At 73.5% G+C, this 25,865-nt stretch carries 18 protein-coding genes and 1 tRNA gene; 6 read left to right on the top strand and 13 right to left on the bottom strand.

What is annotated here, in order from left to right; genetic code table 11:
- The first annotated feature begins 1 nt into the window (after position 1).
- On the top strand, positions 2-1,885 hold the full coding sequence (locus tag ACQP60_RS05310) for an ABC transporter ATP-binding protein (RefSeq protein WP_429729112.1): 1,884 nt from the start codon (positions 2-4) through the stop codon (positions 1,883-1,885).
- A 151-nt stretch (positions 1,886-2,036) separates the two neighbouring features.
- On the opposite strand, the gene rpsA is transcribed toward ACQP60_RS05310, so the two are convergent.
- Positions 2,037-3,518 carry a 30S ribosomal protein S1 gene (rpsA, locus tag ACQP60_RS05305; protein ID WP_429729111.1) on the bottom strand — a complete coding sequence of 494 codons (1,482 nt, stop codon included), beginning with the start codon at positions 3,516-3,518 and terminating at the stop codon, positions 2,037-2,039.
- Positions 3,519-3,723: 205 nt separating this feature from the next.
- Here rpsA and ACQP60_RS05300 point away from each other — a divergent pair, with 205 nt between their 5' ends.
- Positions 3,724-4,545: a class I SAM-dependent methyltransferase gene (locus ACQP60_RS05300; RefSeq protein WP_429729109.1), complete on the top strand. Its 822-nt coding sequence runs from the start codon at positions 3,724-3,726 to the stop codon at positions 4,543-4,545.
- Positions 4,546-4,564: 19 nt separating this feature from the next.
- Here the strand turns inward: ACQP60_RS05300 and ACQP60_RS05295 are convergent, their stop codons facing one another.
- On the bottom strand, positions 4,565-4,915 hold the full coding sequence (locus tag ACQP60_RS05295; RefSeq protein ID WP_429729107.1) for an SH3 domain-containing protein: 351 nt from the start codon (positions 4,913-4,915) through the stop codon (positions 4,565-4,567).
- Between the two features lie 51 nt (positions 4,916-4,966).
- Positions 4,967-7,708 (bottom strand): DNA polymerase I, encoded by a 2,742-nt coding sequence (gene polA / locus ACQP60_RS05290; RefSeq protein ID WP_429729105.1) that lies wholly within the window; start codon positions 7,706-7,708, stop codon positions 4,967-4,969.
- Here polA and ACQP60_RS05285 point away from each other — a divergent pair.
- Positions 7,707-8,141 (top strand): hotdog fold thioesterase, encoded by a 435-nt coding sequence (locus ACQP60_RS05285; protein ID WP_429729104.1) that lies wholly within the window; start codon positions 7,707-7,709, stop codon positions 8,139-8,141. The genes polA and ACQP60_RS05285 overlap by 2 nt on opposite strands.
- 27 nt (positions 8,142-8,168) lie before the next feature.
- On the opposite strand, the gene ACQP60_RS05280 is transcribed toward ACQP60_RS05285, so the two are convergent.
- Both ACQP60_RS05280 and ACQP60_RS05275 read right to left on the bottom strand, forming a co-directional pair.
- A complete protein-coding gene (locus ACQP60_RS05280; protein ID WP_429729102.1) occupies positions 8,169-8,933 on the bottom strand; it encodes a GNAT family N-acetyltransferase in 765 nt (254 codons plus the stop codon).
- A 226-nt stretch (positions 8,934-9,159) separates the two neighbouring features.
- Positions 9,160-9,786: an ANTAR domain-containing response regulator gene (locus ACQP60_RS05275; protein WP_429729957.1), complete on the bottom strand. Its 627-nt coding sequence runs from the start codon at positions 9,784-9,786 to the stop codon at positions 9,160-9,162.
- 185 nt (positions 9,787-9,971) lie between these two features.
- On the opposite strand from ACQP60_RS05275, the gene ACQP60_RS05270 reads away from it, so the two are divergent.
- From ACQP60_RS05270 to ACQP60_RS05260, 3 genes are all read left to right on the top strand, one after another.
- A tRNA-Leu gene (locus tag ACQP60_RS05270) sits at positions 9,972-10,045 on the top strand.
- Between the two features lie 293 nt (positions 10,046-10,338).
- On the top strand, positions 10,339-11,727 hold the full coding sequence (locus ACQP60_RS05265) for an exo-beta-N-acetylmuramidase NamZ family protein (RefSeq protein WP_429729100.1): 1,389 nt from the start codon (positions 10,339-10,341) through the stop codon (positions 11,725-11,727).
- Complete coding sequence (locus ACQP60_RS05260) at positions 11,724-13,460, top strand: serine hydrolase domain-containing protein (protein ID WP_429729098.1); 1,737 nt, start codon at positions 11,724-11,726, stop codon at positions 13,458-13,460. The genes ACQP60_RS05265 and ACQP60_RS05260 overlap by 4 nt, the downstream gene beginning before the upstream one ends.
- A gap of 55 nt (positions 13,461-13,515) precedes the next feature.
- On the opposite strand, the gene pyk is transcribed toward ACQP60_RS05260, so the two are convergent.
- The 8 genes from pyk to ACQP60_RS05220 form a co-directional block, all read right to left on the bottom strand.
- A complete protein-coding gene (gene pyk, locus ACQP60_RS05255; RefSeq protein ID WP_429729096.1) occupies positions 13,516-14,940 on the bottom strand; it encodes a pyruvate kinase in 1,425 nt (474 codons plus the stop codon).
- A gap of 94 nt (positions 14,941-15,034) precedes the next feature.
- Positions 15,035-16,501 carry a glutamate synthase subunit beta gene (locus ACQP60_RS05250; RefSeq protein WP_429729095.1) on the bottom strand — a complete coding sequence of 489 codons (1,467 nt, stop codon included), beginning with the start codon at positions 16,499-16,501 and terminating at the stop codon, positions 15,035-15,037.
- Positions 16,494-21,062, bottom strand: a complete 4,569-nt coding sequence (gene gltB, locus ACQP60_RS05245) for a glutamate synthase large subunit (RefSeq protein ID WP_429729093.1) — start codon at positions 21,060-21,062, stop codon at positions 16,494-16,496. The genes ACQP60_RS05250 and gltB overlap by 8 nt, the downstream gene beginning before the upstream one ends.
- Positions 21,063-21,182: 120 nt before the next feature.
- On the bottom strand, positions 21,183-22,247 hold the full coding sequence (gene lgt / locus ACQP60_RS05240) for a prolipoprotein diacylglyceryl transferase (protein ID WP_429729091.1): 1,065 nt from the start codon (positions 22,245-22,247) through the stop codon (positions 21,183-21,185).
- Positions 22,244-23,119 (bottom strand): tryptophan synthase subunit alpha, encoded by an 876-nt coding sequence (gene trpA / locus ACQP60_RS05235; RefSeq protein WP_429729089.1) that lies wholly within the window; start codon positions 23,117-23,119, stop codon positions 22,244-22,246. The genes lgt and trpA overlap by 4 nt, the downstream gene beginning before the upstream one ends.
- Positions 23,116-24,426, bottom strand: a complete 1,311-nt coding sequence (gene trpB / locus ACQP60_RS05230) for a tryptophan synthase subunit beta (RefSeq protein WP_429729087.1) — start codon at positions 24,424-24,426, stop codon at positions 23,116-23,118. The genes trpA and trpB overlap by 4 nt, the downstream gene beginning before the upstream one ends.
- Positions 24,427-24,581: 155 nt before the next feature.
- Complete coding sequence (gene trpC / locus ACQP60_RS05225; RefSeq protein ID WP_429729085.1) at positions 24,582-25,406, bottom strand: indole-3-glycerol phosphate synthase TrpC; 825 nt, start codon at positions 25,404-25,406, stop codon at positions 24,582-24,584.
- A 171-nt stretch (positions 25,407-25,577) separates the two neighbouring features.
- Entirely contained in the window at positions 25,578-25,856 is a 279-nt protein-coding gene (locus tag ACQP60_RS05220; protein WP_429729083.1) for an HGxxPAAW family protein, read from the bottom strand.
- Positions 25,857-25,865 lie beyond the last annotated feature (9 nt).

Raw genomic sequence — 25,865 nt, 5'->3', positions numbered from 1 at the left:
CATGGCGGGCGGAGGAATGATGCGCTCGTACCTGAAGGACTCGTCGGTCACCGACCGACGTCTGACGGGCCCCACCCTCCGGCGGATCCTCGCCTTCGCCCGCCCGTACCGGGCCCAGCTCGTCGGGTTCGTCGGCCTGCTGGTGCTCAGCGCGGGGGCCGGCGCCGCGACGCCGCTGCTGTTCCGCCGGCTCATCGACGACGGTATCGCCCACGGCGACCGCGCGATCGTCGTGTCGATGGCCGCCGCGGCCGCGGGGATCGCCCTGGCCTCCGCGGCGCTGGCGGTGGCGGAGCGCTGGTTGTCCTCCCGGGTCGGTGAAGGCCTGATCCTCGACCTGCGGACCGCCGTCTTCGACCACGTCCAACGGATGCCGCTCGCCTTTTTCGCACGGGCCCGCACCGGAGCCCTGGTGCAGCGCCTCAACGGCGACGTCCTCGGCGCGCAGCAGGCGTTCACGTCGACGCTGCAGACCGTCGTCTCGAACGGGCTGACGATCACCTTCACCCTGGCCGCGATGGTCGCCATGTCCTGGCGGCTCACCCTCGTGTCCCTCGTCCTGCTGCCCGTGTTCGTCCTCCCGGCGCGCTGGTTCGGCCGGCGCCTCGCCGCGCTCGCGCGGACCGGGTACGACCTCAACGCCGACGCCGGGCAGATGATGAACGAACGCTTCAACGTGGCCGGCGCCCACCTGGTCAAGGTGTTCGGCGACCCGGCGGCGGAGAGCGCCCGGTACGCCGCGCAGGTGCGGCAGCTGCGCGACCTCGGCGTCCGGACGGCCCTGCTGGGGACCTGGTTCCGCGTGGGCCTCACGACCATGGCCTCGGTCGCGATCGCGCTGGTCTACGGCCTCGGCGGGCTGCAGGCCGTCGCCGGCGAGCTCACCGTCGGCACGGTCGTCGCCCTCACCGCGTACCTCGGTCGTCTCTACGGACCGCTCACGGCGATGTCGAACGTGCAGGTCGACGTCATGACGGCGCTCGTCAGCTTCGAGCGCGTGCTCGAGGTGCTCGACCTCGAGCCGGCGCTCGCCGAGAAGCCCGGCGCCGCGGATCTGCGGACCGCGGTGGCCGACCGGGGCGCGTCCGTCGAGCTCGACCACGTGACGTTCCGGTACCCGCGGGCCGACGAGGTCTCCCTCGCCTCCCTGGAGTCGGTGGCGACGCTGCGCTCGGACCCCACCGGCAACACGCTGCGGGACGTGTCCTTCTGCGTGCCCGCCGGTGCGATGGTGGCGCTCGTCGGGCCGTCGGGCGCCGGCAAGACCACCGTCTCGCAGCTCGTCTCCCGCCTCTACGACCCCACGTCCGGCGCCGTCCGCATCGCCGGCCAGGACCTCCGCGACGTCACGGCCGCGTCGCTGCGCGGCACGGTCGGCGTCGTCGCGCAGGAGGCGCACCTCTTCCACGACACGGTGGCCGCCAACCTCCGCTTCGCCCGCCCCGAGGCGACGGACGACGAGCTCGAGCAGGCGCTGCGCCAGGCCCGGATCTGGGACCTGGTGGCCCGGCTGCCCGAGGGCGTGGACACGGTCGTCGGCGACCGCGGCTACCGTCTGTCCGGCGGGGAGCGTCAGCGCCTCGCCATCGCGCGGCTGCTGCTCAAGGCGCCCGACGTGGTCGTCCTCGACGAGGCGACCGCGCACCTGGACTCGGAGTCCGAGGCCGCCGTCCAGGCCGCGCTCGACCAGGCTCTCGCCGGGCGCACGTCCCTGGTCATCGCCCACCGGTTGTCGACGGTCCGCGCCGCGGACGCCATCGTCGTCCTCGCCGAGGGCCGCGTGGTGGAGACCGGGACGCACACCGAGCTGCTCGCCGAGGGCGGCCTGTACGCGGAGCTCTACGCGACCCAGTTCGCCGACGCCGCGGCGACCCCGCCCGACTGACGACCCCGACCGAGCAGCGGCCGCCGGGGCACACCGCGAGCCGGGCCCCTCCTCCCCCGGACCCGCGCCCGGACGCACGACGGCGGCCCGCCACCCCGAGGGGTGACGGGCCGCCGTGGCTACCGGTGGGTCGCGGACGACCCGTGCGGTGTCAGTTGCCGGTGAGCTTCTCGCGGAGCGCGGCGAGCGCCTCGTCCGAGGCGAGCGTGCCCGCGGCCTCCTGCGCCGGCGGGGCCGACGAGTAGGAGGAGGACGAGCTGCTGGAGCCGCCACCGGGGACCGCGTCGTTCACGGCCGCGTCGGCGTCCGCCGCGATGGCCGCACGGACCTGCTCGCGGTGCGCCTCCCAGCGGGCGTGCGCCTTGGCGTACTCCGCCTCCCAGGCCTCGCGCTGCGTCTCGAAGCCCTCGAGCCACTCGTTGGTCTCCGGGTCGAAGCCCTCGGGGTACTTGTACTCGCCGTTCTCGTCGTACTCGGCAGCCATGCCGTAGAGCGCCGGGTCGAAGTCCTCGGACTCCGGGTCCATGCCCTCGTTGGCCTGCTTCAGCGACAGCGAGATGCGGCGACGCTCGAGGTCGATGTCGATGACCTTGACGAACACCTCGGCACCGACGCTGACGACCTGCTCGGGCAGCTCGACGTGGCGGACGGCCAGCTCGGAGATGTGCACCAGGCCCTCGATGCCGTCCTCGACGCGGACGAACGCACCGAACGGCACGAGCTTCGTGACCTTGCCGGGCACGACCTGGCCGATGGCGTGCGTGCGGGCGAAGGTCTGCCACGGGTCCTCCTGCGTCGCCTTCAGCGACAGGGAGACGCGCTCGCGGTCGTGGTCGACGTCGAGCACCTCGACGGTGACCTCCTGGCCCACCTCGACGACCTCGGACGGGTGGTCGATGTGCTTCCAGGACAGCTCCGAGACGTGCACCAGACCGTCGACGCCGCCGAGGTCCACGAACGCACCGAAGTTGACGATCGAGGAGACGACACCGGGGCGCACCTGACCCTTCTGCAGCGTCTGCAGGAAGGTGGAGCGGACCTCGGACTGCGTCTGCTCGAGCCAGGCACGGCGCGACAGGACCACGTTGTTGCGGTTCTTGTCGAGCTCGATGATCTTGGCCTCGATCTCCTTGCCGACGTACGGCGCGAGGTCGCGGACGCGACGCATCTCCACGAGGGAGGCGGGGAGGAAGCCACGAAGACCGATGTCGAGGATGAGGCCACCCTTGACGACCTCGATGACGGTGCCGGTGACGACGCCGTCCTCCTCCTTGATCTTCTCGATCGTGCCCCAGGCGCGCTCGTACTGGGCGCGCTTCTTCGACAGGATCAGGCGACCCTCCTTGTCCTCCTTCTGGAGGACGAGAGCCTCGACGGCGTCACCCACGGCGACGACCTCGCCCGGGTCCACGTCGTGCTTGATGGAGAGCTCCCGGGACGGGATGACGCCCTCCGTCTTGTAACCGATGTCGAGGAGGACCTCGTCGCGGTCGACCTTGACGATCGTGCCTTCCACGATGTCACCATCGTTGAAGTACTTGATGGTGGCGTCGACGGCGGCAAGGAAGTCCTCCTCGGTGCCGATGTCGTTGACGGCAACCTGCGGGGCGGACTTCGTGGTGGAGATGGTCATTGAGTAGATGCTCCGATGCGGACAGGACGTAGTGCGGACAGGGTCTGTGGCGAGGGCACCGGGTTGTCGACGTGATGATCGATCCGCCGGCCGTCGTGACGACGGCGATTCGAGCTCAGGGATGTCCCCGGGCGCACTGCACCGCGGACAATCTTATCGATGGCCAGGCGAGGGGTCAACGCGGCCCCCGTGCCACGATGGCCGGGTGAGCGACAATCCTCCCGCGCCCCGTCCCGTCACGCGCGCGGGGTACGACGACGTCCCCGACGACGCCGGCAACGCGGCAGCGCGCGGGTGGTGGGACGAGAACGCCGACGAGTACCTCGCCGAGCACGGGGAGTTCCTCGGTGACGCGGGCTTCCGCTGGGGCCCGGAGGGGCTCACCGAGGCGGAGGCCGGCCTGCTCGGCGACGTCGACGGCGCCCGGGTCGTCGAGCTCGGCGCCGGGGCCGCGCACTGCTCGCGCTGGCTGGCCGGCAGCGGTGCCCGGGTCGTGGCCACCGACGTCTCCGCGCGGATGCTCGCCGGTGCGGCCCGGCTCAACGCCGCCACCGGTACGCAGGTCCCGCTGGTGCAGGCCGACGCCCGGTCGCTCCCGTTCGCCTCCGCCACCGCCGACGTCCTGTTCACCTCGTACGGGGCGATCCCGTTCGTGGCGGACGCGACGCGAGTGCACGCCGAGGCCGCCCGCGTGCTGCGCCCGGGGGGCCGGTGGGTGTTCTCCGTGACGCACCCCGTGCGCTGGGCGTTCCCCGACGACCCGACCGCGCGCGGCCTCACCGTGCACCGCTCGTACTTCGACCGCCGCCCCTACGTCGAGACCGACGACCTGGGCGACGTCCGCTACGCCGAGTACCACCGCACGGTCGGCGACCACGTGCGCGACGTCGCCGCCGCCGGCCTGCGCCTGCGCGACGTCGTCGAGCCCGAGTGGCCGCACTGGAACAGGGCCACGTGGGGCGGCTGGAGCCCGGAGCGCGGCGCCGTGCTGCCCGGCACGGCGATCTTCGTCACGACCAAGGACTGATCCGCGGCCCCGGCGCCGCTCAGGCCGGGCCGAGCGCCCGGTGCGGCACCCAGCCCGCACGACCGTCCCCGGCCACGCACCAGCTCCACCCGGACTCCGGGTCGTCCGCGGCGACCTCCACGGAGTCGCCCTCGGCCACCGCGAGCTCCTGGGTGTCGTACGCCGTGCGCACCACCGCCACCGGGCGGGCGTCGTCCAGGTATCTCGCGGGCACCCACCCGCTGCCGTCGTCGCCCGTCGTCACGAAGACGAACGCGGGCCAGGTGTCGTCGCGGTCGCCGACCCGCACCTCGTCGCCCGGCGCGACGCGCAGCGGCGGCCGCGACGGTATCTCGTGGTCGGCGACCGCGCGGGCCGGCCCCAGGTCCATCGTCGTCTCCCCGTCGTGTCCGGCGTCTGTCGCCGTGCGCCGCTCGGACCGTCAGTGCCCGGCGTCGTGCCAGGTCGCCCCCGCGCCGACGGAGACGTCGAGCGGCACGTCGAGCTCCACCGCGGAGCCCATCTGCGAGCGCAGCACGTCCTCGGCAGCCTCCCGCTCCCCCGGCGCGACCTCGACGACGAGCTCGTCGTGCACCTGCAGCAGCAGCCGCGACGCGAGGCCCCGCTCGTCGAGCTCACGCTGCACGCCGAGCATCGCGACCTTGATGATGTCGGCGGCGCTGCCCTGGATCGGCGCGTTGAGCGCCATGCGCTCGGCCATCTGACGACGCTGCCGGTTGTCGCTCGTGAGGTCGGGCAGGTAGCGGCGGCGGCCCAGGATCGTCGCGGTGTACCCCGTGGCCCGCGCCTCCTCGACCACGCCGGTGAGGTAGTCGCGCACCCCGCCGAACCGGGTGAAGTAGTCGTCCATCAACGACTGCGCCTCGCCGGTCGGGATGGTGAGCTGCTGCGACAGACCGAAGGCGCTCAGCCCGTACGCCAGCCCGTAGCTCATCGCCTTGATCTTCGAGCGCATCTCGGGCGTGACGTCCTCGGGCGCCACCTCGAACACGCGGGAGCCCACGTACCGGTGCAGGTCCTCGCCGGACCGGAAGGCCTCGATCAGCCCCTCGTCCCCGGACAGGTGCGCCATGATGCGCATCTCGATCTGGCTGTAGTCGGCCGTGAGCAGCGTCTCGTAGCCCTCGCCGACCCGGAAGGCACGGCGGATGCGCCGACCCTCCTCCGTGCGGATCGGGATGTTCTGCAGGTTCGGGTCGGTGGAGCTCAGGCGCCCCGTCGCCGCGATCGTCTGCTGGAACGTGGTGTGGATCCGCCCGTCGGGCGCCACGGACTTCAGCAGACCCTCGACCGTGGAGCGCAGCCGGGTCGCGTCGCGGTGCGCCAGCAGGTGCTCGAGGAACGGGTGCTCGGTCTTGACGTACAGGTCCTGCAGGGACGCCGCGTCGGTGGTGTAGCCCGTCTTGATCTTCTTGGTCTTGGGCATGCCGAGCTGGTCGAACAGCACCTCCTGCAGCTGCTTCGGGCTGCCGAGGTTCACCTGCCGGCCGATCACGTCGTAGGCGTCCGCGGCCGCGTCCGCCACCATCGACGCGAACTGCTTCTCGAGCTCCGTGAGGTACTCGACGTCGGCCGCGATGCCCGTGGCCTCCATCCGGCCGAGCACGGCCGTGAGCGGCAGCTCCAGGTCGGTGAGCAGGCCCGCGGCGCCCCGGTCCTCGAGCTGCCCGGACAGCGCCTGGGCCAGGTCGACCACGGCCGCCGCCCGCACCGCCGCCTGGCGGGCACGCGGGTCCTCGTCGCCGCCGTCGAGCGCGAGGTCGAGAGCGCCCTGCCCCGCGGCGTCGGGCGTCTCCCCCGCGGACAGCTCCCGCCCCAGCAGCCGCACCGTGAGGTCGGCGAGGTCGTAGCCGCGCTGGTCGGGGTAGCAGAGGTAGGCCGCGAGCTCGGTGTCGAAGGAGACGCCCTGCAGGTCGAGGCCGCGCCCGGCCAGCTCGTGCCAGGCGGCCTTGGCGCCGTGCACCACCTTCGGTGCCGCCGGGTCGGCGAGCCACGTCGCGAGCGCCCGCTCGTCCTCCGGCGTCACGTCGGCCAGGTCGACGACCGCCGCCGAGGTCTCCCCGTCATGGTCGTCGGCGAGCGCGACGTCCCACGCGTCCCCGGCGCCCGGCGTCGGCGTCCCCGTGACCTCGAGCCCGAGCGGGCGCCCGGAGCGTGCCGCCAACCAGGCGCCCAGACCGCCCGGCTCGAGCGCGGCGAGCGCGACCTGCACGCCCGCGACCTCGGCCGCCTCGGCGGGCTCCGCGGACGGGTCCGCCGCGAGCAGCCGGTCGCGCAGGGCGCCGAACTGCAGGGTGTCCGACACCCGGTGCACCGCCTCACGGTCGAACCCGGCGAGACCCAGGTCGGCCACCGTCAGCGGCAGCTCCACCTCGTCCAGCAGCCGGTTGAGCTCGCGGTTGAGGCGCACCTGGTCGACGGCCTCCCGGAGGTTCCCGGCCGCCTTGCCCTTCAGCTCGTCGACGTGCTCGAGCAGCGGCTCGAGGCCGCCGTAGGTCGTCACCCACTTGGCCGCCGTCTTGGGGCCGACGCCGGGCACGCCCGGGAGGTTGTCGCTCGACTCGCCCACGAGGGCCGCCAGGTCGGGGTACTGCTGCGGCGGGACGCCGTACTTCTCGGCGACGGCCTCCGGCGTCATGCGCGCCAGCTCGGACACGCCGCGCTTCGGGTACAGCACCGTGACGTCCTCGGTGACGAGCTGCAGCGAGTCGCGGTCACCGGAGCAGACGAGGACGTCGAAGCCCGCCTCGCGACCCTCGCGCGCGAGCGTGGCCAGGATGTCGTCGGCCTCGATGCCCTCACGCTGCAGCGCGGGGATGCGCAGCGCCTCGAGCACCTCCTTGATGAGCGGCACCTGGCCGCGGAACACCTCGGGGGTCGCGTCCCGGTTGCCCTTGTACTCGGGGAACCGCTCGGTGCGGAACGTCACCCGGCCGGCGTCGAAGGCGACGGCGGCGTGCGTCGGCTGCTCGTCGCGCAGCAGGTTCGTCAGCATCGAGGTGAACCCGTAGACCGCGTTCGTCACCTGGCCGCTGGACGTCACTAGCGTGTCCGGCAGCGCGAAGAACGCGCGGTACGCCATGGAGTGGCCGTCGATGAGCAGGAGGCGTGGGCGGGTCCCGGTTCGCGCGGAGGTCGTCACGGGTGCCAACCTATCCCGCATGTCTGACACCACCGCCGAAGCACCCCGGTTCCCCCGCACCCTCGAGGAGTGGACCACCGCCGCGGAGGGGACTCTCATCGAGCGCCTCGGGATCCGGCTCACGGAGGTGGCCGCCGACCGCACCGCCGGGACCATGCCGGTGGCCGGGAACACCCAGCCCGCGGGCCTGCTGCACGGCGGCGCGACGGCGTCGCTCGCGGAGACCCTCGGCTCCGTCGCCGCGCAGCAGCACGCCGGTCCGGGGCGCGCCGCGGTGGGCCTGGAGCTCAACGCGACGCACCACCGCGGGGTGCGGTCCGGGAGCGTGCACGGCGTGGCCACCGCTCTGCACCTCGGGCGGTCGACGGCCGCCTACGAGATCGTCGTCACCGACGACGACGGCCGCCGGGTCTGCACGGCGCGACTCACGTGCATGGTCCTCGACGCCCGCTGAGGTATCGCCGAGGACGGGAGGGCCCGCTCAGGACGGGATGGACTCGCTCGCCGCGTCGCGTCGCGGCACGACGCCCAGCGCGGTCACGTCGTCGCCGTCGACGACGTCGTCGCGCTCGGCCGTCCGCTCGGCCGCCGCACGCAGCGCGGCGTCGCGCTCCGCCTGGAAGGCGCGCAGGTCGACCGGCCCGGTCGGCAGGCCCGCGGCACGCGCCCGGCGGCGACGCGCGACGAGGTCTTCGATCGCCGCGCGGGTCGCCTCACGACGCCCCACGCGGACCGCCGTGCGCGTCGCGCGGGGGTTCTCCTGGACGAGCCGGCGCTGCAGCGTCGCCGTGGCCACCACGCGGTGACCCGACGTGGGAGCGAAGCCCAGCCGGGCGAGGAAGCGGTGCATCCCGCGGGCACCCGGGGCCGGCGCGCAGTAGACGTTCTCGGCGCCCCGCTCCCCCGCCACGGCGGCCGCGGCCGCCAGCAGCGCGTGCCCGACACCGCGGCGCCGGGCCGACGGGCTGACGAACACGGCGTCGACGTACAGGCTCGTGCTCGTCGCGAACAGCAGCGGGTCGATGACGCGCAGCACGGCGAAGCCGCAGATCTCGCCCTCGTGGCGCGCGACGAGCACCTGTCCGCCCGCGCCCAGCAGCACGCTCAGGTGCTCCAGCAGGCGAGAGGCGTCCGAGGGGGCTCCCTGCACGGCCGACGGCGACTCCTCGGCGGCACGCTCGGCCAGGCGCGCGACGTCGATCATGTCGTCCTGCTCGACCGGCCGGACCTCGACCGCTGCACGCATCGGCACCTCCTCGACGAAATGACCGTCCCTCCCCCGGGCGCGGCGGGGGCCTTCCCACCCGTGCAGGGGACCCGCCCCGGCAGCCCCGGGGTCACGGTCGTTGAAGCATGAATATCACAGATTGGTCACGACACCCAGGCGACGATAGCGACCCGGCCGCCCGCCGCACAATGGGCAGTGGCCCGGTCGCAGGACTCCTCCTGCGACCGGGCCACCGTGGTGCGGATCAGGCTCCGCCGACCTGCTCGATGACGGCGTCCGCGACCTCGCGCATCGTGAGGCGGCGGTCCATCGACGTCTTCTGGATCCAGCGGAAGGACTCCGGCTCGCTCAGACCCATCTTGGTCATCAGCAGGCCCTTCGCGCGGTCCACGCGCTTGCGCGTCTCGAACCGTTCGGTGAGGTCGGCGACCTCGGCCTCCAGCGCCCCGATCTGCTGGTAGCGGGAGATCGCGATCTCCACCGCCGGCAGCAGGTCCGCCGGGGTGAACGGCTTGACGACGTACGCCATCGCGCCGGCGTCGCGCGCCCGCTCGACGAGCTCGGTCTGGGAGAACGCGGTGAGCAGGACGACGGGGGCGGCGTGCGCCTTGCCGATCCGCTCGGCCGCCGAGATGCCGTCGAGCTCGGGCATCTTGACGTCCATCACGACGACGTCGGGCTTCAGCTCGGTGGCGAGCCGCACCGCGGTCTCGCCGTCGCCCGCCTCGCCGACGACGTCGAAGCCCGCCTCGCGGAGCGTCTCGACGACGTCCATCCGGATGAGGGCCTCGTCCTCGACGACGACCGCGCGACGCGCGGGTCGCTCCGGCGTCTTCGGGGCTTCGGGCTCCTGGTCGATCAGGGGCGGCAGGTCGAGCGGCACCGTCGCCTCGGGCTTCGCGTCGTGGGGCTTCTCGTCGGTCACCCGTCCATCCTAGTGGTCGTGAGGGACCGCCGCGTCCCGTGCCGGGTGTGACGAGGGCGACGGGTCGCGCCGCCGACCAGCGGTCGGACGGTTCGGCCCCCGCCCCGCGCGCGTGGTTGGATGGGCGGCGCGCCCCGGTAGCCCAACCGGCAGAGGCAATCGGCTCAAACCCGATCCAGTGTGGGTTCGAATCCCACCCGGGGCACCCCTGCGTCCACGCCGCCCCGCGTCCACCGACGCCCGCGATCCCGCCCCGCGCGCGAACCCTTGCCGCTGCCCTGCGATGTCGGTAACTTTCAGGAGCGAGCCCTTCTGAGGCAAACCTTGACCACCCGCACGTGTCCGGCGTCGCCGCTCCCCCGCAACGAGGCGAGGGGGCGACGAGCCCACCGCGACGGCGACGACGCCGACGCCCCCTGGCAGGACGACCGACCCGGGCCGCGACGGCGCGGCCGGCGCCGTGTCCTGCACCAGCACGAGGCAGGAAGGACCCTGACGATGCGCAACGACCACCCCGCCGTCGGCTCAGCCCCGCCGGAGAGCCAGGAACGGCCGGAGCCACGAGGCCCGCGGCTCGGCCGACGGCAGCTCCTCACCGGCACCCTCCTGGGCGCCGCGAGCGCCCCGTTCGCCGCGTCCGCCGCCCAGGCGGCACCGCGCGCCACCACGCCGGCGGCGGCCGGCGTCCCCGCCCGGTCCGTCGTCCCCGGCGCCGACCGCGCGCACGCCGACGGCTGGTCGGTCCTCGCCGGCGAGCGGGTCGGCGTGATCACCAACCCGACCGGGGTGCTGCGCAGCCTGCGCAACGTCGTCGACGAGATGCACGCGTCGGGCGCGGTCGACCTCGTCGGCGTCTTCGGGCCCGAGCACGGCTTCCGCGGCACGGCCCAGGCGGGCGGCTCGGAGGGAACGTTCGTCGACGAGCGCACCGGCCTGACCGTCTACGACGCCTACGGCGCCGGCGTGGCGAAGATGACCGAGCTGTTCCGTGCCGCGGACGTCGAGACCGTCGTCTTCGACATCCAGGACGTCGGAGCCCGCTTCTACACGTACATCTGGACGATGTGGACGGCCATGCAGGCGGCCGTCGCGACCGGCTCCCGCTTCGTCGTCCTCGACCGTCCGAACCCCGTGGGCGGCACCGCCCGCGGGCCGATGATGGCGGCCGGGTACACCTCGGGCGTCGGCGCGAAGGAGATCGTGCAGGCCCACGGCATGACCGTCGGGGAGCTCGCCCGGTTCTTCGACGGCGAGTTCCTGCCCGACGTCGCAGGGGCGCGCCTGGACCGGCTCGACGTCGTCGAGGTCGCCGGCTGGCGCCGGGACGTGACGTTCGCCGGCACCGGGCTCGACTTCGTCATGCCCAGCCCCAACATGCCCACCCCGGACACGGCGCTCGCCTACCCGGGGACCTGCATGTTCGAGGGCACGAACCTGTCCGAGGGGCGCGGCACCACCCGACCCTTCGAGCTGATCGGTGCGCCCTACGTCGACCACCGGTGGGCGGCCGCGCTCACCGAGGCGGGGCTGCCGGGCGTCCTCTTCCGGGAGGCGTACTTCAACCCCACGTTCAACAAGCACGCGGGCACGGTCTGCGGCGGCGTGCAGGTCACGGTCGACGACCCCGCCCGGTTCGACCCGGTGCGTACCGGCGTCGCGATGCTCGTGACCGCGGCGGGGCTGTACCCCGAGTTCGCCTGGCGCGAGGACTCCTGGGACCCGGCGCGGCCGTTCTGGATCGACAAGCTCACCGGCTCGCCGCGCCTGCGGCAGCAGATCGACGCCGGGGCCACCACGGACGACGTCGTCGCCGCGTGGCAGGACGAGCTCGCGGAGTTCGACCGTCGGCGCCAGCAGTACCTGCTCTACCGCGGGCCGCGCTCATGAGGGGCCCGGAGCGCCCGAGGCGGCGTGCGGGGGTCGCGGCCGGCCTGGTCGCCGGGCTCCTCGTGGTCCCGGTCGTCCAGGGGGTGTCCGCCGCGGCCGACGACGGAGGCCCTGCCGTGCGGTTCATGCCGCCGTCCACCACGCTCACGACGGCCGACCCGGCCGACGTCGGGCTGGACCCGGCACCGATCGAGGCCGCCGTCGCGCAGGTCCGCGCGCACGAGGTGCCCGCCGGCTCCGCGCGGTACCCGCTCTACCCCGGCGCCGTGGGCCTCATGGGGCACGACGGAGCGATCGTCCGGACCGACGCCAGCGGCTGGGCCGTCGCCTACGGCGACCAGGGGGCGCCCCTCCCCGACGACCAGCGCGTGCCGATGCGCGAGGACACGATCTTCGACCTGGCCTCGGTGTCGAAGCTGTTCACGTCGATCGCCGTCGTCCAGCTGGTCGAGGAGGGGCGCGTCGGCCTCGACGAGCCCCTCGCCACCTACCTGCCCGAGTTCGCGGCCGGCGGCAAGGAGGAGGTCACGGTGCGCCAGCTGCTCACCCACACCTCCGGCTTCGTCGCGTGGTTGCCGCTGTGGAGCGCATACCCCGACCGCGAGTCCCGGATCGCGGCGGTCATGGCGCAGCCCCTCGACGCGCCGCCCGGCACGCGCTACCTGTACAGCGACCTCAACCTCATCAGCCTCGGCGTGCTCGTGGAGCGCCTCCGGGGCGAGCCGCTCGACCAGGCCGTGGCCGACCGCATCACCGGCCCGCTCGGCATGACCGACACCGGGTACAACCCGACCGCCGTGGACCGTACGGCGGCCACGGAGTACCAGGCCAGCCCGGCGCGCGGCGTCGTCCGGGGCGAGGTGCACGACGAGAACGCCTGGTCCCTCGGCGGGGTCGCCGGGCACGCGGGCGTGTTCTCGACCGCCGGGGACCTGGCGGTCCTGTCCCAGGCGCTGCTCAACGGCGGCCGGTACGGCACGGCGCGCATCCTGTCCCCTGCGTCGGTGCGTCTCATGGTCACCGACGTCAACGGCGCCTTCCCCGGCGACGCCCACGGGCTCGGCTTCGAGCTCGACCAACGGTGGTACATGGACGCGATGTCGGGGCCGCGCACGGCCGGGCACACCGGCTACACGGGGACGTCGATCGTCATCGACTTCGACACGCACTCGTTCGCGATCCTGCTCACCAACCGCGTGCACCCGTCGCGCGACTCGGGCAGCATCAACCCGGCCCGCCGGGAGTGGGCGCACGGCCTCGCCCACGCCCAGGGCGTCGAGCCGCACCGCGGCAACGACGCCTGGTTCTCGGGCGACGAGGACGCCACGACGTCGACCCTCACCACCTCGCTCGACGTGCCCGCGACCGGCGGCCGGCTGGCGTTCGACCTCTACCTCGACACGGAGGAGACGGACCTGCTGCACCTGGAGACCTCCGCCGACGGCGGGGCGACCTGGGCGCCGCTGCCGTTCACCGTCCGCGACCGCGGCCCGGTCGACCGTCCCGACGGCACGACGTCGGGCTCGGGCACGCGCCGCTGGGCGCAGGCGAGGGCCCCGCTGCCGCCCGGCGACCTGGAGCTGCGCTGGCGCGTCGTGACCGACCCGCTGTACCTGGGCCGCGGAGTCCTGGTCGACGACGTCGTCGCGCGCGCGAAGGGCGCCCTCCTGCTCGACGGGGAGGCGTCGCCCGAGGCGTTCCGCGCGGACGGGTGGCGGCTCGTGAGCCGCTGATCGGCGCGGGTACGACGACGCCGGGGGCGTGTCACGTGCTGCGCTTCGCGTGCGCTCAGACGTCGGAGTGGCTGCCGACCTGGTGCACGAGGATCGAGTTCGTCGTGCCGGGCACGCCCACGGGGGCGCCGGAGACGATCACGACGCGGTCGCCGGGCTCGGCGAGCCCGTTGGCGCGGAGCGTGGAGTCGACCTGGCCGACCATCGCGTCGACGCTCTCGACCTTCGGCACCTGGTAGGTCGTGGTGCCCCAGGTGAGCGCGAGGACGTTGCGCACGCTCTCCTCCGGCGTGAACGCCAGCAGCGGGATGCCCGAGCGCAGGCGCGACATGCGCTTGGCCGAGTCGCCCGACTGGGTGAACGTCACGAGGTACTTCACGCCGAGCGAGTCGCCGATCTCGGCGGCCGCGCGGGTGATGACGCCGCCGCGGGTGTGCGGCGAGGAGCCCAGCGGCGCGATCCGCTCGCGGCCCATCTCCTCCGTGGCCTCGATGATCCGGGCCATCGTCTGGACCGTGATGATCGGGTAGTCGCCCACGCTGGTCTCGCCGGACAGCATGACCGCGTCCGCGCCGTCGAGCACCGCGTTGGCGCAGTCGGACGCCTCGGCGCGCGTCGGCGTCGGGCTGGTGGTCATCGACTCCAGCACCTGGGTCGCGACGATCACCGGCTTGGCGTTGCGGCGGGCCAGCTCCACGATGCGCTTCTGCACCAGCGGCACCTGCTCCAGCGGCATCTCCACGGCGAGGTCGCCGCGGGCCACCATGAAGCCGTCGAAGGCCGCGACGACCTCCTCCAGGTTCTCCACGGCCTGCGGCTTCTCGATCTTCGCGACGACGGGGACCGTGCGGCCCTCCTCCGCCATGATCGCCGCGACGTCGTCGTAGTCCTTCGCGGACCGCACGAACGACAGCGCGATGATGTCGGCGCCCATGCGCAGCGCCCAGCGCAGGTCGTCCGTGTCCTTCTCCGACAGCGCCGGCACGGAGACCGCGACGCCGGGGAGGTTGATGCCCTTGTTGTTCGAGACCGGGCCGGCGACCTCGACGGTCGTCACGACGCGCGGGCCCTCCACGGCGGTGACCCGCACGCGCACCTTGCCGTCGTCGATGAGGAGCGGGTCGCCGACGCGGGCGTCCTGCGCCAGCCCCTTGTGGGTCGTCGAGACGAGCTCCTTCGTGCCCTCCACGTCCTCCGTGGTGATGGTGAAGGTGTCGCCCTCGTTGAGGTAGTGCTTCTGGTCGCCCGCGAACCGGCCGAGTCGGATCTTCGGGCCCTGGAGGTCGACGAGGACTGCGACGTTGCGGCCGGACTCCTTCGCCGCCTCTCGCACACCACGGTAGACGGCCTCGTGCTCCGCCTGCTCCCCGTGGCTCCGGTTGATCCGGGCCACGTCCATGCCCGCGTCGACCAGCTCACGGAGCTTGGTCGGGGACGCCGTCGCGGGTCCGATGGTGCACACGATCTTCGCTCTGCGCATGTCTCCAGCCTCGTCGTCGATCCGCCCCGGCGCGAGCCGGGGCGGCGCCCGGGTGCCCGAACGGCACCCGGGTACTGCTTCGTCGTTGTTCTTCTTATCCTCGCAGCGCGACCGTCCGCGGGCCGACCGGCGCGGGCAGCTCGGAGCTGCCCTGCAGGTAGGCGTCCACGGCGGCCGCCGTGGCGCGACCCTCGGCGATCGCCCAGACGATCAGCGACTGCCCGCGGCCCGCGTCACCCGTCGCGTACACGCCGGGCAGGCTGGTGGCGTAGTCGTCGCCGCGCCGCACCAGCCCGCGCGTCGTGAGCTCCGCGCCGGTCTGGGTCACCAGCTCGTCGGTCTCGGGGCCGGTGAACCCCATGGCGATGAGGACCAGGTCCGCCGGGATCTCCCGCTCGGTGCCCTCCTTGGGCACCCGCCGGCCGTCCGGCAGGTACTCGGTCTCCGCGACCTTCAGGGCCCGGACGTTCCCGTCCTCGCCGCCCACGAACTCTACCGTCGAGGCCAGGTAGCTGCGCTCCCCGCCCTCCTCGTGGGACGTCGAGACCTCGAAGACGATCGGGTCGGTCGGCCAGGGCTGGCTCGCGGGCCGCTCGAGCGGCGGCTTCTTGCCGATCGCCAGCGTGGTGACGCTGGCCGCACCCTGCCGCAGCGACGTGCCGAGGCAGTCCGAGCCCGTGTCGCCGCCGCCGATGATCACGACGTGCTTGCCCGCGGCCGACGGCGCCCCCTCGACGGGGTTCCCCGCGGCGGCCTTGTTGGCCGGGGTGAGGAGGTCCATCGCGAAGTGCACGCCGCCCAGCTCACGGCCGGGCAGCGGGAGCTCGCGCGGCACGGTGGCGCCGGTGGCCACGACCACGGCGTCGAACCGGCGGCGCAGCGCGTCCCAGGTGATGTCGCGGCCGATGGCCACGCCGGGGCGGAAGCGGGTGCCCTCGGCCTCCATCTGCTCGAGGCGCCGGTCGATGTGGTGCTTCTCGAGCTTGAAGTCGGGGATGCCGTAGCGCAGCAGGCCGCCGATCGCGTCGTCCCGCTCGTACACGACGACCGTGTGGCCGGCGCGCGTGAGCTGCTGGGCGGCGGCCAGCCCGGCCGGGCCGGAACCGACGACGGCGACCGTCGAGCCCGTGAGGCGCTGCGGGACCTGCGGCGTCACCAGGCCGCGCTCGAACGCCTCGTCGATGATCGAGACCTCGACGTTCTTGATCGTCACCGCGGGCTGGTTGATGCCCAGCACGCAGCTCGTCTCGCACGGGGCCGGGCAGACGCGCCCGGTGAACTCCGGGAAGTTGTTGGTCGCGTGCAGGCGCTCGATCGCGTCGGCCCACTGGTCGCGCCAGACGAGGTCGTTCCACTCGGGGATGAGGTTCCCGAGCGGGCAGCCCTGGTGGCAGAACGGGATGCCGCAGTCCATGCAGCGGCCCGCCTGCTCCTTGAGGAACGGCTGCCCCTCCTCGCGGTGGGCGTGCGTGTCCTTCCAGTCACGCAGCCGCACCTCGACGGGGCGGTTCGGCGGGAGCTCGCGCTCCCGCACCTTCAGGAATCCGCGGGGGTCAGCCACGCGCCACCTCCATGATCTGCTCCCACATCGCCGGGTCGAAGTCGTCGCCCTCGCCCAGCGTCTTCCCGGCGGCCTCGGCGTCGGCCAGCGCGGCGCGCACGCGGGCCCAGCCCGCGGGCAGGACGCGCGAGAAGCGCGCCCGTGCGCCGTCGTCCTCGAGGAGCTCGGCCGCCACGGGCGAGCCGGTCTCCTCCAGGTGCCGCTCCAGCAGGCCCCGCACGACGTCCCAGTCGGCGTCGTCCAGCGCGCCCACCTCGAGCTCGCCGCTCGTCACCGCCTGGATGTTCATCGCGACGTCGCGCAGGTTGAGCACGTACGCCACGCCGCCCGACATGCCGGCGCCGAAGTTGCGGCCCGTGGGGCCGAGCACCAGCACCGTCCCGCCGGTCATGTACTCGCAGCCGTGGTCGCCCACGCCCTCGGTGACCAGCGTCGCGCCGGAGTTGCGCACGGCGAACCGCTCGCCGACGCGCCCCCGCAGCAGGATCTCGCCCGACGTCGCGCCGTAGCCGATGACGTTGCCCGCCACGACGTTCGCGGCGCCCTCGAGCACCGCGGACCGGTCCGGCCGCACGACGATCCGGCCGCCCGACAGACCCTTGCCGACGTAGTCGTTGGCGTCGCCGTACAGCCGCAGCGTGACGCCGCGGGGCAGGAACGCCCCGAGCGACTGACCGGCGGAGCCCGTGAGCGTCACGTCGATCGTGTCGTCCGGCAGGCCCGCGCCGCGGTACCGCTTGGTCACCTCGTGGCCGAGCATCGTGCCGACCGTCCGGTTGACGTTGCGCACCGGCAGCTCGATCTTCACGGGCAGCGCGTCCTCGAGCGCGGGGCGCGCCTGCTCGATCAGCCGGTTGTCCAGCGCCTTGGCCAGGCCGTGGTCCTGGGTCGCCACCTGGTGCAGCGTGGTGCCCGGCGCCGGCTCCGGCACGGCGAGCACCGGCGCGAGGTCCAGGCCCTGCGCCTTCCAGTGGTCGACGGCCTTGCGGGTGTCGAGGGCCTCGACGTGCCCGACGGCCTCCTCGATCGACCGGAAGCCAAGGGACGCGAGGTGCTCGCGCACCTCCTGCGCGATGAACTCGAAGAAGTTCACGACGAACTCCGGCTTGCCCGTGAACCGCTTGCGCAGCTCCGGGTTCTGCGTCGCCACGCCGACCGGGCAGGTGTCCAGGTGGCAGACGCGCATCATGACGCAGCCCGAGACGACCATCGGCGCCGTGGCGAAGCCGAACTCCTCGGCGCCGAGCAGCGCGGCCACGACGACGTCGCGCCCCGTCTTCATCTGCCCGTCCACCTGCACGACGATGCGGTCGCGCAGGTTGTTGAGCACGAGGGTCTGCTGGGTCTCGGCGAGGCCGATCTCCCAGGGCGTGCCCGCGTGCTTGAGCGACGTCAGCGGGCTCGCGCCCGTGCCGCCGTCGTGCCCCGAGATGAGCACGACGTCCGCGTGCGCCTTGGACACGCCCGTCGCCACGGTGCCGACGCCGAACTCGGAGACGAGCTTGACGTGGACCCGTGCGTCCGGGTTGGCGTTCTTGGCGTCGTGGATGAGCTGCGCCAGGTCCTCGATCGAGTAGATGTCGTGGTGCGGCGGCGGCGAGATGAGGCCGACGCCGGGCGTCGAGTGCCGCGTCTTGGCGACCCACGGGTACACCTTGGGCCCGGGCAGCTGGCCGCCCTCGCCCGGCTTGGCGCCCTGGGCGAGCTTGATCTGGATGTCGTCGGCGTTCGTGAGGTACTCGCTCGTCACGCCGAACCGGCCCGACGCGATCTGCTTGACCCGCGAGCGGCGCTCCGGGTCGTACAGGCGCTCCGGGTCCTCGCCGCCCTCGCCGGTGTTGGACCGGCCGCCGAGGCGGTTCATGGCGATCGCGAGCGTCTCGTGCGCCTCCGCGGAGATCGACCCGTACGACATCGCGCCGGTGTTGAACCGCTTGACGATCTCCTCGACGGGCTCGACCTCGTCGATCGGCACCGGCTCGCGGTCGGGCGTGAAGCGCAGCAGGCCGCGCAGCGTCATGAGCCGGCGGGACTGCTCGTCCACGCGCCGCGTGTACTGGCGGAAGATGTCCATCCGCCCGGTGCGGGTCGCGTGCTGCAGCCGGAAGACGGTCTCGGGGTCGAAGAGGTGCTCCTCCCCGTCCCGGCGCCACTGGTACTCGCCGCCGCTGGTCAGCCGCTGGTGGGCCGCGTGGTTGCCCGACGCCGGGTACGCCTCCGCGTGCCGCGCCGCCACCTCGGCCGCGATGACGTCCAGGCCGATGCCGGCCAGGCGGCTCGTCGTGCCGGTGAAGTAGTCCTCGACCAGCTCGTGCGAGAGACCGACGGCCTCGAAGATCTGCGCCCCGCGGTAGGACATGATCGTCGAGATGCCCATCTTGCTCATCACCTTGAGCACGCCCTTGCCGAGCGCGGTGATGAGGTTGGCGACGGCCTTCTCGGGCGTGACGGCGAGGTAGCCGCGCAGCGCGAGGTCCTCCACCGTCTCCATCGCGAGGTACGGGTTCACCGCGGCGGCGCCGTACCCGATGAGGAGCGCGACGTGGTGCACCTCGCGCACGTCGCCGGCCTCCACGACGAGTGAGATCCGGGTGCGCGTGCCCTGGCGCAGCAGGTGGTGGTGCACGGCGCTGGTCAGCAGCAGCGACGGGATCGGCGCGAGCTCCGAGTCGGAGTCACGGTCGGACAGCACGACGTGCGTCACGCCTGCCGCGATGTCCGCGTCGACCTGGGCGAAGATCTCCTCCAGCCGGGCCTGCAGCGCCTTGCCGCCGCCGGACACCTCGTAGAGGCCGCGCACGATGCCGGCGCGGAACTCGCCCTCCAGCCGCGGGTCGCGGTCGATGCGCACGATCTTGGCGAGCTCGTCGTTGTCGAGCACCGGGAACGGCAGGTCGAGCTTGCGGGCGTGGCTCGCGACCTCCTCGAGGAGGTTCGGCTCCGGCCCGATCGTGCTGTCGATCGCCGTGACGAGCTGCTCGCGGATCGAGTCGAGCGGCGGGTTCGTCACCTGGGCGAACATCTGCGTGAAGTAGTCGAACAGGAGCCGCGGCCGGCTCGACAGGACGGCGATCGGGGTGTCCGAGCCCATGGCGCCGAGCGCCTCGGCGCCCGTGTCGGCCATCGGCGTGAGGAGGATCTTCAGCTCCTCGGTGGTGTACCCGAAGGCGCGCTGCCGCCGCTGCACGGACGCGGGCGAGTGCGCGACGTGCTCGCGCTCCGGCAGCGAGTCCAGCGTGATCGTGTTGCCGGCGATCCACTCGCCGTAGGGGCGCTGGGCGGCGAGCTGCGACTTGAGCTCGTCGTCCTCCACGATCCTGCCCTGCGCCGTGTCGACGAGGAACATGCGGCCCGGCTCGAGGCGGCCCTTGCGCACGATCGTGGCGGGGTCGAGGTCCAGGACGCCGGCTTCCGACGCGAGGACGACGAGGCCGTCCTCCGTGACCCAGTAGCGACCCGGTCGCAGGCCGTTGCGGTCGAGGACGGCACCGATGAGGGTGCCGTCGGTGAACGTGAGGCAGGCGGGGCCGTCCCACGGCTCCATGAGGTTCGCGTGGTACTGGTAGAACGCGCGCCGGGCAGGGTCCATCTCGGCGTGGTTCTCCCACGCCTCCGGGATCATCATCAGCACCGCGTGGGGCAGCGAGCGGCCGGACAGGTGCAGCAGTTCCAGCACCTCGTCGAAGCTGGCCGAGTCGCTCGACCCCTCCGTGCACACGGGCAGCAGGGGCGTCAGGTCGCCGAGCACCTCGCTGGCCATGGTGCTCTCGCGGGCGGCCATCCAGTTGCGGTTGCCGCGCACGGTGTTGATCTCGCCGTTGTGCGCCACGAGCCGGAACGGCTGCGCCAGCGGCCACGACGGGAAGGTGTTCGTCGAGAACCGGGAGTGGACCAGCGCGATCTCCGACGCGTAGCGCGGGTCGCTCAGGTCGGGGAAGAACGGCTCGAGCTGCGCCGTCGTGAGCATGCCCTTGTACGTGAGGGTGCGGCTCGACAGCGAGGCGAGGAACAGGTCGAGCTCGTTCTGCGCGCGCTTGCGCAGGCGGTACGTGCGCCGATCGAGCTCGAGGCCCGACAGCTCGCGCGACGGGTCCGCCACGACGACCTGCCGGAACAGGGGCATCGAGGCGCGTGCCGTCGGGCCGACCAGGTCGGCCGTGACCGGCACGTCGCGCCAGGCGAGGACGTCGAGCTTCTCCTCCGCGGCGATCGCCTCGAACCGGCGCGCGGCCGCGTCGGCCTCGGCGACGTCCTGGGGCAGGAACGCCATGCCGATGGCGTAGTGGCCGGCGGGCGGGAGCTCCGCGGCGACGACGTCGCGCACGAAGGCGTCCGGGATCTGCGTGAGGATCCCTGCCCCGTCACCGCTGTTCTCCTCGGCGCCCACCGCTCCGCGGTGGTCGAGGTTCAGCAGGGCGGTCAGGCCCGCGTCCACGATGTCGCGGCCGGGCGTCCCGCGCAGGGTCGCGACGAACGCGACACCGCACGCGTCGTGCTCGGACGCGGGGTCGTAGAGGCCCTGGGCCGAGGGCCGCGCGACCCGATGCTGCGGCGTGGTCATCAACACCGTCCTCCTGCACGCCCGCACGCGGGCGCGTCATGCTCAATGGTGGTCGGGACATCGTCGGCCCGTCGGAAACATAGGCGGCCCCGCCCGGGTGGTGCCCCGGTCGGAGTCGCCTCAGTCGCGGTCGGCCGGTCCCCGGTCGGGGCCGGACGCGTCCGCGTCCGCACGGTGCGGTCCGCCGCCGCTGTCGCGGCGGTCGTCCCGGCCGGAGGCGCCTGCGGCGGCCCCGGCGTGCGCGGTGCTCGTGGTGTCAAGCTCAGTGTCGTCGTGCATGTCGTCCGGCTCCTGTCCGCCGCGGGTGCGGCCGGGCAGCTCCACCCCGTCCTCACGGTCCGGGTAGCGCCGACCGATGACGACGAAGGCGACGAGGGCACCCAGGCCGACGACGATCGACGTCCACACGTTCAGACGCAGCCCGAGCACGTGCTCGGCGGTGTCGATGCGGAGCATCTCGATCCACACCCTGCCCAGAGTGTAGAGCGCGACGTAGGCCCAGAATACCCGCCCATGACCGAGCCTGTACCGGCGGTCGAGCCAGACGAGAAGTGCGGCCGCCCCGAGGTTCCAGAGCATCTCGTACAGGAACGTGGGGTGGAAGAGCGTCCCCGCGACGAACGACGTGCCGGTCTGGGCGTTGAGGCGCTCGATGACCTCCGGGGAGACCTCGAGGCCCCACGGGAGCGTCGTGGGGGCGCCGAACAGCTCCTGGTTGAACCAGTTGCCGAGCCGACCGATGGCCTGCGCGACGAGCAGGCCGGGGGCCAGCGCGTCCGCGAACGAGCTCAGGCGCACGCCCTTGCGGCGGCAGCCGATCCACGCGCCGACGGCGCCGAGCGCCACGGCACCCCAGATCCCGAGCCCGCCCTCCCAGACGTACAGGGCGCGTACGGGGTCGCCGCCCTCGCCCCAGTACGGCTCGGGCGTGCTGATCACGTGGTAGAGCCGCCCGCCGACGATGCCGAAGGGGACGGCCCAGAACGTGATGTCGAGGACATCGTCGGCGTCCCCGCCGCGCGCCACCCAGCGTTTCGTCGTGATCCAGACCGCGACGACGATGCCCGCCAGGATGGCGATCGCGTAGGCGCGCACGGGCACCGGGCCGAGGTACCACGTGTGCTGCGACGGGCTCGGGATGGCCGCCTGCACCGACGCCGCGGACGCCAGCAGGGTCGTGGTCACGCGCCCGCCCCCGGCCCCCCGCGGGCGCGGCGCACGCCGTCGGCCAGGTCCGCCACGGTCGCCCGCAGCGTGCCGAGCCGGTCGGCCCACGGACGGTCGGCCAGCAGCGGGCGCACGAGCGCGGAGCCGACGATGACGCCGTCGGCGAACCGGCCCACCTCGGCGGCCTGGTCGCCCGACGACACGCCGAGCCCCACGCACACGTGCTCGGCCCCCGCCGCGCGGGTGTCGGCGACGAGCTGCTCGGCCCGGTCGCCCACCTGGTCGCGGGTGCCGGTCACGCCCATGGTGGACGCCGCGTAGACGAAGCCCCGCGACGCGCGGGCGGTGAGCGCCAGCCGCTCCGGGGTCGAGCTGGGGGCGACGAGGAACACGCGGTCGAGGCCGTGGGCCTCGGACGCCGCGATCCAGTCGGCGCCCTCGTCGGGGATGAGGTCGGGGGTGATGAGGCCGGCGCCCCCGGCGGCGGCGAGGTCGCGCGCGAACGCGTCGACCCCGTACCGCAGCACCGGGTTCCAGTACGTCATCACGAGGGCGGGCACCCGCCCGCCGGAGTGCTCGGCCACGGCCTCGACGACGCGCAGCACGTCGCGGACCCGGGTGCCGGCGGCGAGCGCGGCCTCCGCGGCGCGCTGGATCACCGGACCGTCCATCACCGGGTCGGTGTACGGCACGCCGATCTCGACGACGTCGGCGCCCGCGTCCACGGCCGCCAGGACGGCCTCGATCGAGCGCTCGACGTCCGGGAACCCGACGGGCAGGTAGCTGACGAGAGCCGCCCGGCCCTCGTCGCGCAGGGCGTCCAGGCGGGCGCCGGTGGCCGACCTCGCGGACGGTGCCGCCGCGGGCGAGGTGTCGGTCGTGGTGCTCACTGGTCCCCCTCCGGCGTGCCGTCCGTCTGTCCCTCGTCGAGGAGCCCGAACCACCGCGCCGCGGTGGCCACGTCCTTGTCCCCGCGACCGGAGAGGTTCACCAGGATCACCTGGCCCGTCCGGCCGGCCGCCGCCGCCTCGCGGCCGAGGCGCATCGCGCCGGCGAGCGCGTGCGCGGACTCGATCGCCGGGATGATCCCCTCGGTGCGGCACAGGAGGCGGAAGGCCTCCATGGCCTCGTCGTCCGTCACGGGCTCGTAGGTGGCCCGCCCCAGGTCGTGGAGCCAGGAGTGCGCGGGACCGACGCTCGGGTAGTCCAGCCCGGCCGAGACGGAGTGGCTCGGCAGGGTCTGGCCGTCGTCGTCCTGCAGCAGGTAGGAGCGGGCACCGTGCAGCACGCCCGGCGCGCCGCCGGAGAACCGGGCCGCGTGCCGGCCGGACTCGACGCCTTCTCCCCCGGCCTCGAAGCCGTGCAGGGACACGCCCTCGTCGTCGAGGAACGCGTTGAAGATGCCGAGCGCGTTCGACCCGCCGCCCACGCACGCCGCGACGGCGTCGGGCAGGCGGCCGGTGCGCTCGAGGATCTGGGCGCGCGCCTCCTCGCCGATGATGCGGTGGAACTCGCGCACCATCTCCGGGAAGGGGTGCGGCCCCGTGACCGTGCCGAGCAGGTAGTGCGTGCTCTCGACGTTCGCGACCCAGTCGCGCAGCGCCTCGTTGATGGCGTCCTTGAGGGTGCGCGACCCGATGGTCACCGGCACGACCTCGGCGCCCAGCAGGCGCATCCGGGCCACGTTGAGCGCCTGGCGCTGCGTGTCCTCCTCGCCCATGTACACGACGCACTCGAGGTCGAGCAGGGCGGCCGCGGTCGCCGTGGCCACGCCGTGCTGCCCGGCGCCGGTCTCGGCGATCACGCGCGTCTTGCCCATGCGCTTGACCAGCAGCGCCTGCCCGAGCACGTTGTTGATCTTGTGCGACCCGGTGTGGTTGAGGTCCTCCCGCTTGAGGAAGACCCGGTGGCCGGCGTCCGCGCCCCCGCAGTGCTCCGCGAACCGCGGCACCTCGGTGAGCGGCGAGGGACGCCCGGTGTACTCGCGGTGCAGTCGGGCCAGCTCGTCGGTGAACGCCGGGTCGCCGAGGGCCTTGCGGTACTCGGTCTCGAGCTCGTCGAGCGCGGCGATGAGCGCCTCGGGGACGAAGCGGCCGCCGAACTCGCCGAAGTACGGGCCTTCGACGTCCGCGAGCCGCCCGAGCACCTGGTGCGCCAGGGTCTCGGTCAGGGCCTCCCGTACGGGCTGGTCGGGCACGGGTCCTCCGTCTCTCGTCGGCACCGCTCGGCGATCTGCACGAGGGGTCGTCAGAGGGTACCGGTCGCCCGGACCTCCGCCGACCGCCGTCCAGGAGTCGTCGGGACGAGGTGCCGTGTGGTGTTGTGCCGTGGTCGTGTGACGCGCTGCGGTGGTTACGGCTGGGCCGCCGGACGCACCGACCACAGGGCCGGGTGCTGCCCGGCCGCGACCAGGTCGGCCACCGACCGGCGCGGGGCGCCGTCGGTCACGAGCGCCTCGCCGACGAGCACCGCGTGCGCGCCGGACCGGGCGTAGTCGAGCACGTCGTGCGGGCCGCGGACGCCGGACTCGGCGACGCGGACGACGTCGTCGGGGATGAGCGGCGCGAGCCGCGCGAAGGTCGTGCGGTCGACCTCGAGCGTCTTGAGGTCGCGGGCGTTCACGCCGACCACGCGCGCCCCGGCGTCGAGCGCACGGTGCACCTCGTCGGCCGTGTGCGCCTCGACGAGCGCCGTCATGCCGAGCGAGTGCACGCGCTCGATCAGCGACGTCAGCACCGTCTGCTCGAGGGCCGCGACGATGAGGAGCACGAGGTCGGCCCCGTGGGCGCGCGCCTCCCACACCTGGTACGGCGTGACGACGAAGTCCTTGCGCAGCACCGGCACGTCCACCCGGGCGCGGACGGCGTCCAGGTCGGCGAGGGAGCCGCCGAACCGCCGCTGCTCGGTGAGCACGGAGATCGCGCTGGCCCCGCCGCTGGCGTACTCCTCGGCCAGGGCGGCCGGGTCGGAGATCGGTGCGAGGTCGCCCTTGCTGGGGCTCGACCGCTTCACCTCGGCGATCACGGCGACGCGATCCTCCGAGAGCAGCCGGCCGCAGCACTCGAGCGCGCCCGGCACTCGGGCCGCGCGCTCCTTGAGCTCGTCGAGCGACGTCCGCGCCTGGCGTACCGCGAGGTCCTCACGGACCCCCGCGACGATGTCCTCCAGGACCGTCATGGTCTGCCTCCCCGTCCCCAGACGCCGCACCGACGCCTGCCAGCCATCGTAGGCCCGTCCGCGGGCCGGTCCGGACACGTCTCCGAGCGTGAGACGACGACGGCGCGCCCCCTCGTCGGGTGCGCGCCGTCGTCGTGCCGGCGGACGGCCGGGTCCGCCGCCGGAGAAGGCTCAGTGACCGGAGGAGGTCCGGCGCGGCGTCACGCCGTCCTTGGGCTGGCCGAGACCCATGTTGCGCAGCACGAGGCCGAGCACGAGCGAGGCGGCCACGATCACGGCCCCGACCCAGACCACCGCGTCCGCGACGCCGGGCAGCATCCCCACGGCGCCGACGGCCACGCCCAGCATGATGCCGATCATCGCCGTCCACGCGGCGGTCGTGTGGCCGTGGTTCGTGGGCGGGACGGCCGGGGGCAGGTAGGCGACCTCGGCGTTGCGGTTTTCGGTCATGGGAATGTG

Origin of the sequence: Isoptericola variabilis, assembly GCF_050311655.1 — a bacterium.
GTDB classification, from domain to species: Bacteria; Actinomycetota; Actinomycetes; order Actinomycetales; family Cellulomonadaceae; genus Isoptericola; species Isoptericola variabilis.
Note: the sequence above shows the minus strand (reverse complement) of the source record. Positions and strands in the feature narration are given on the sequence as shown.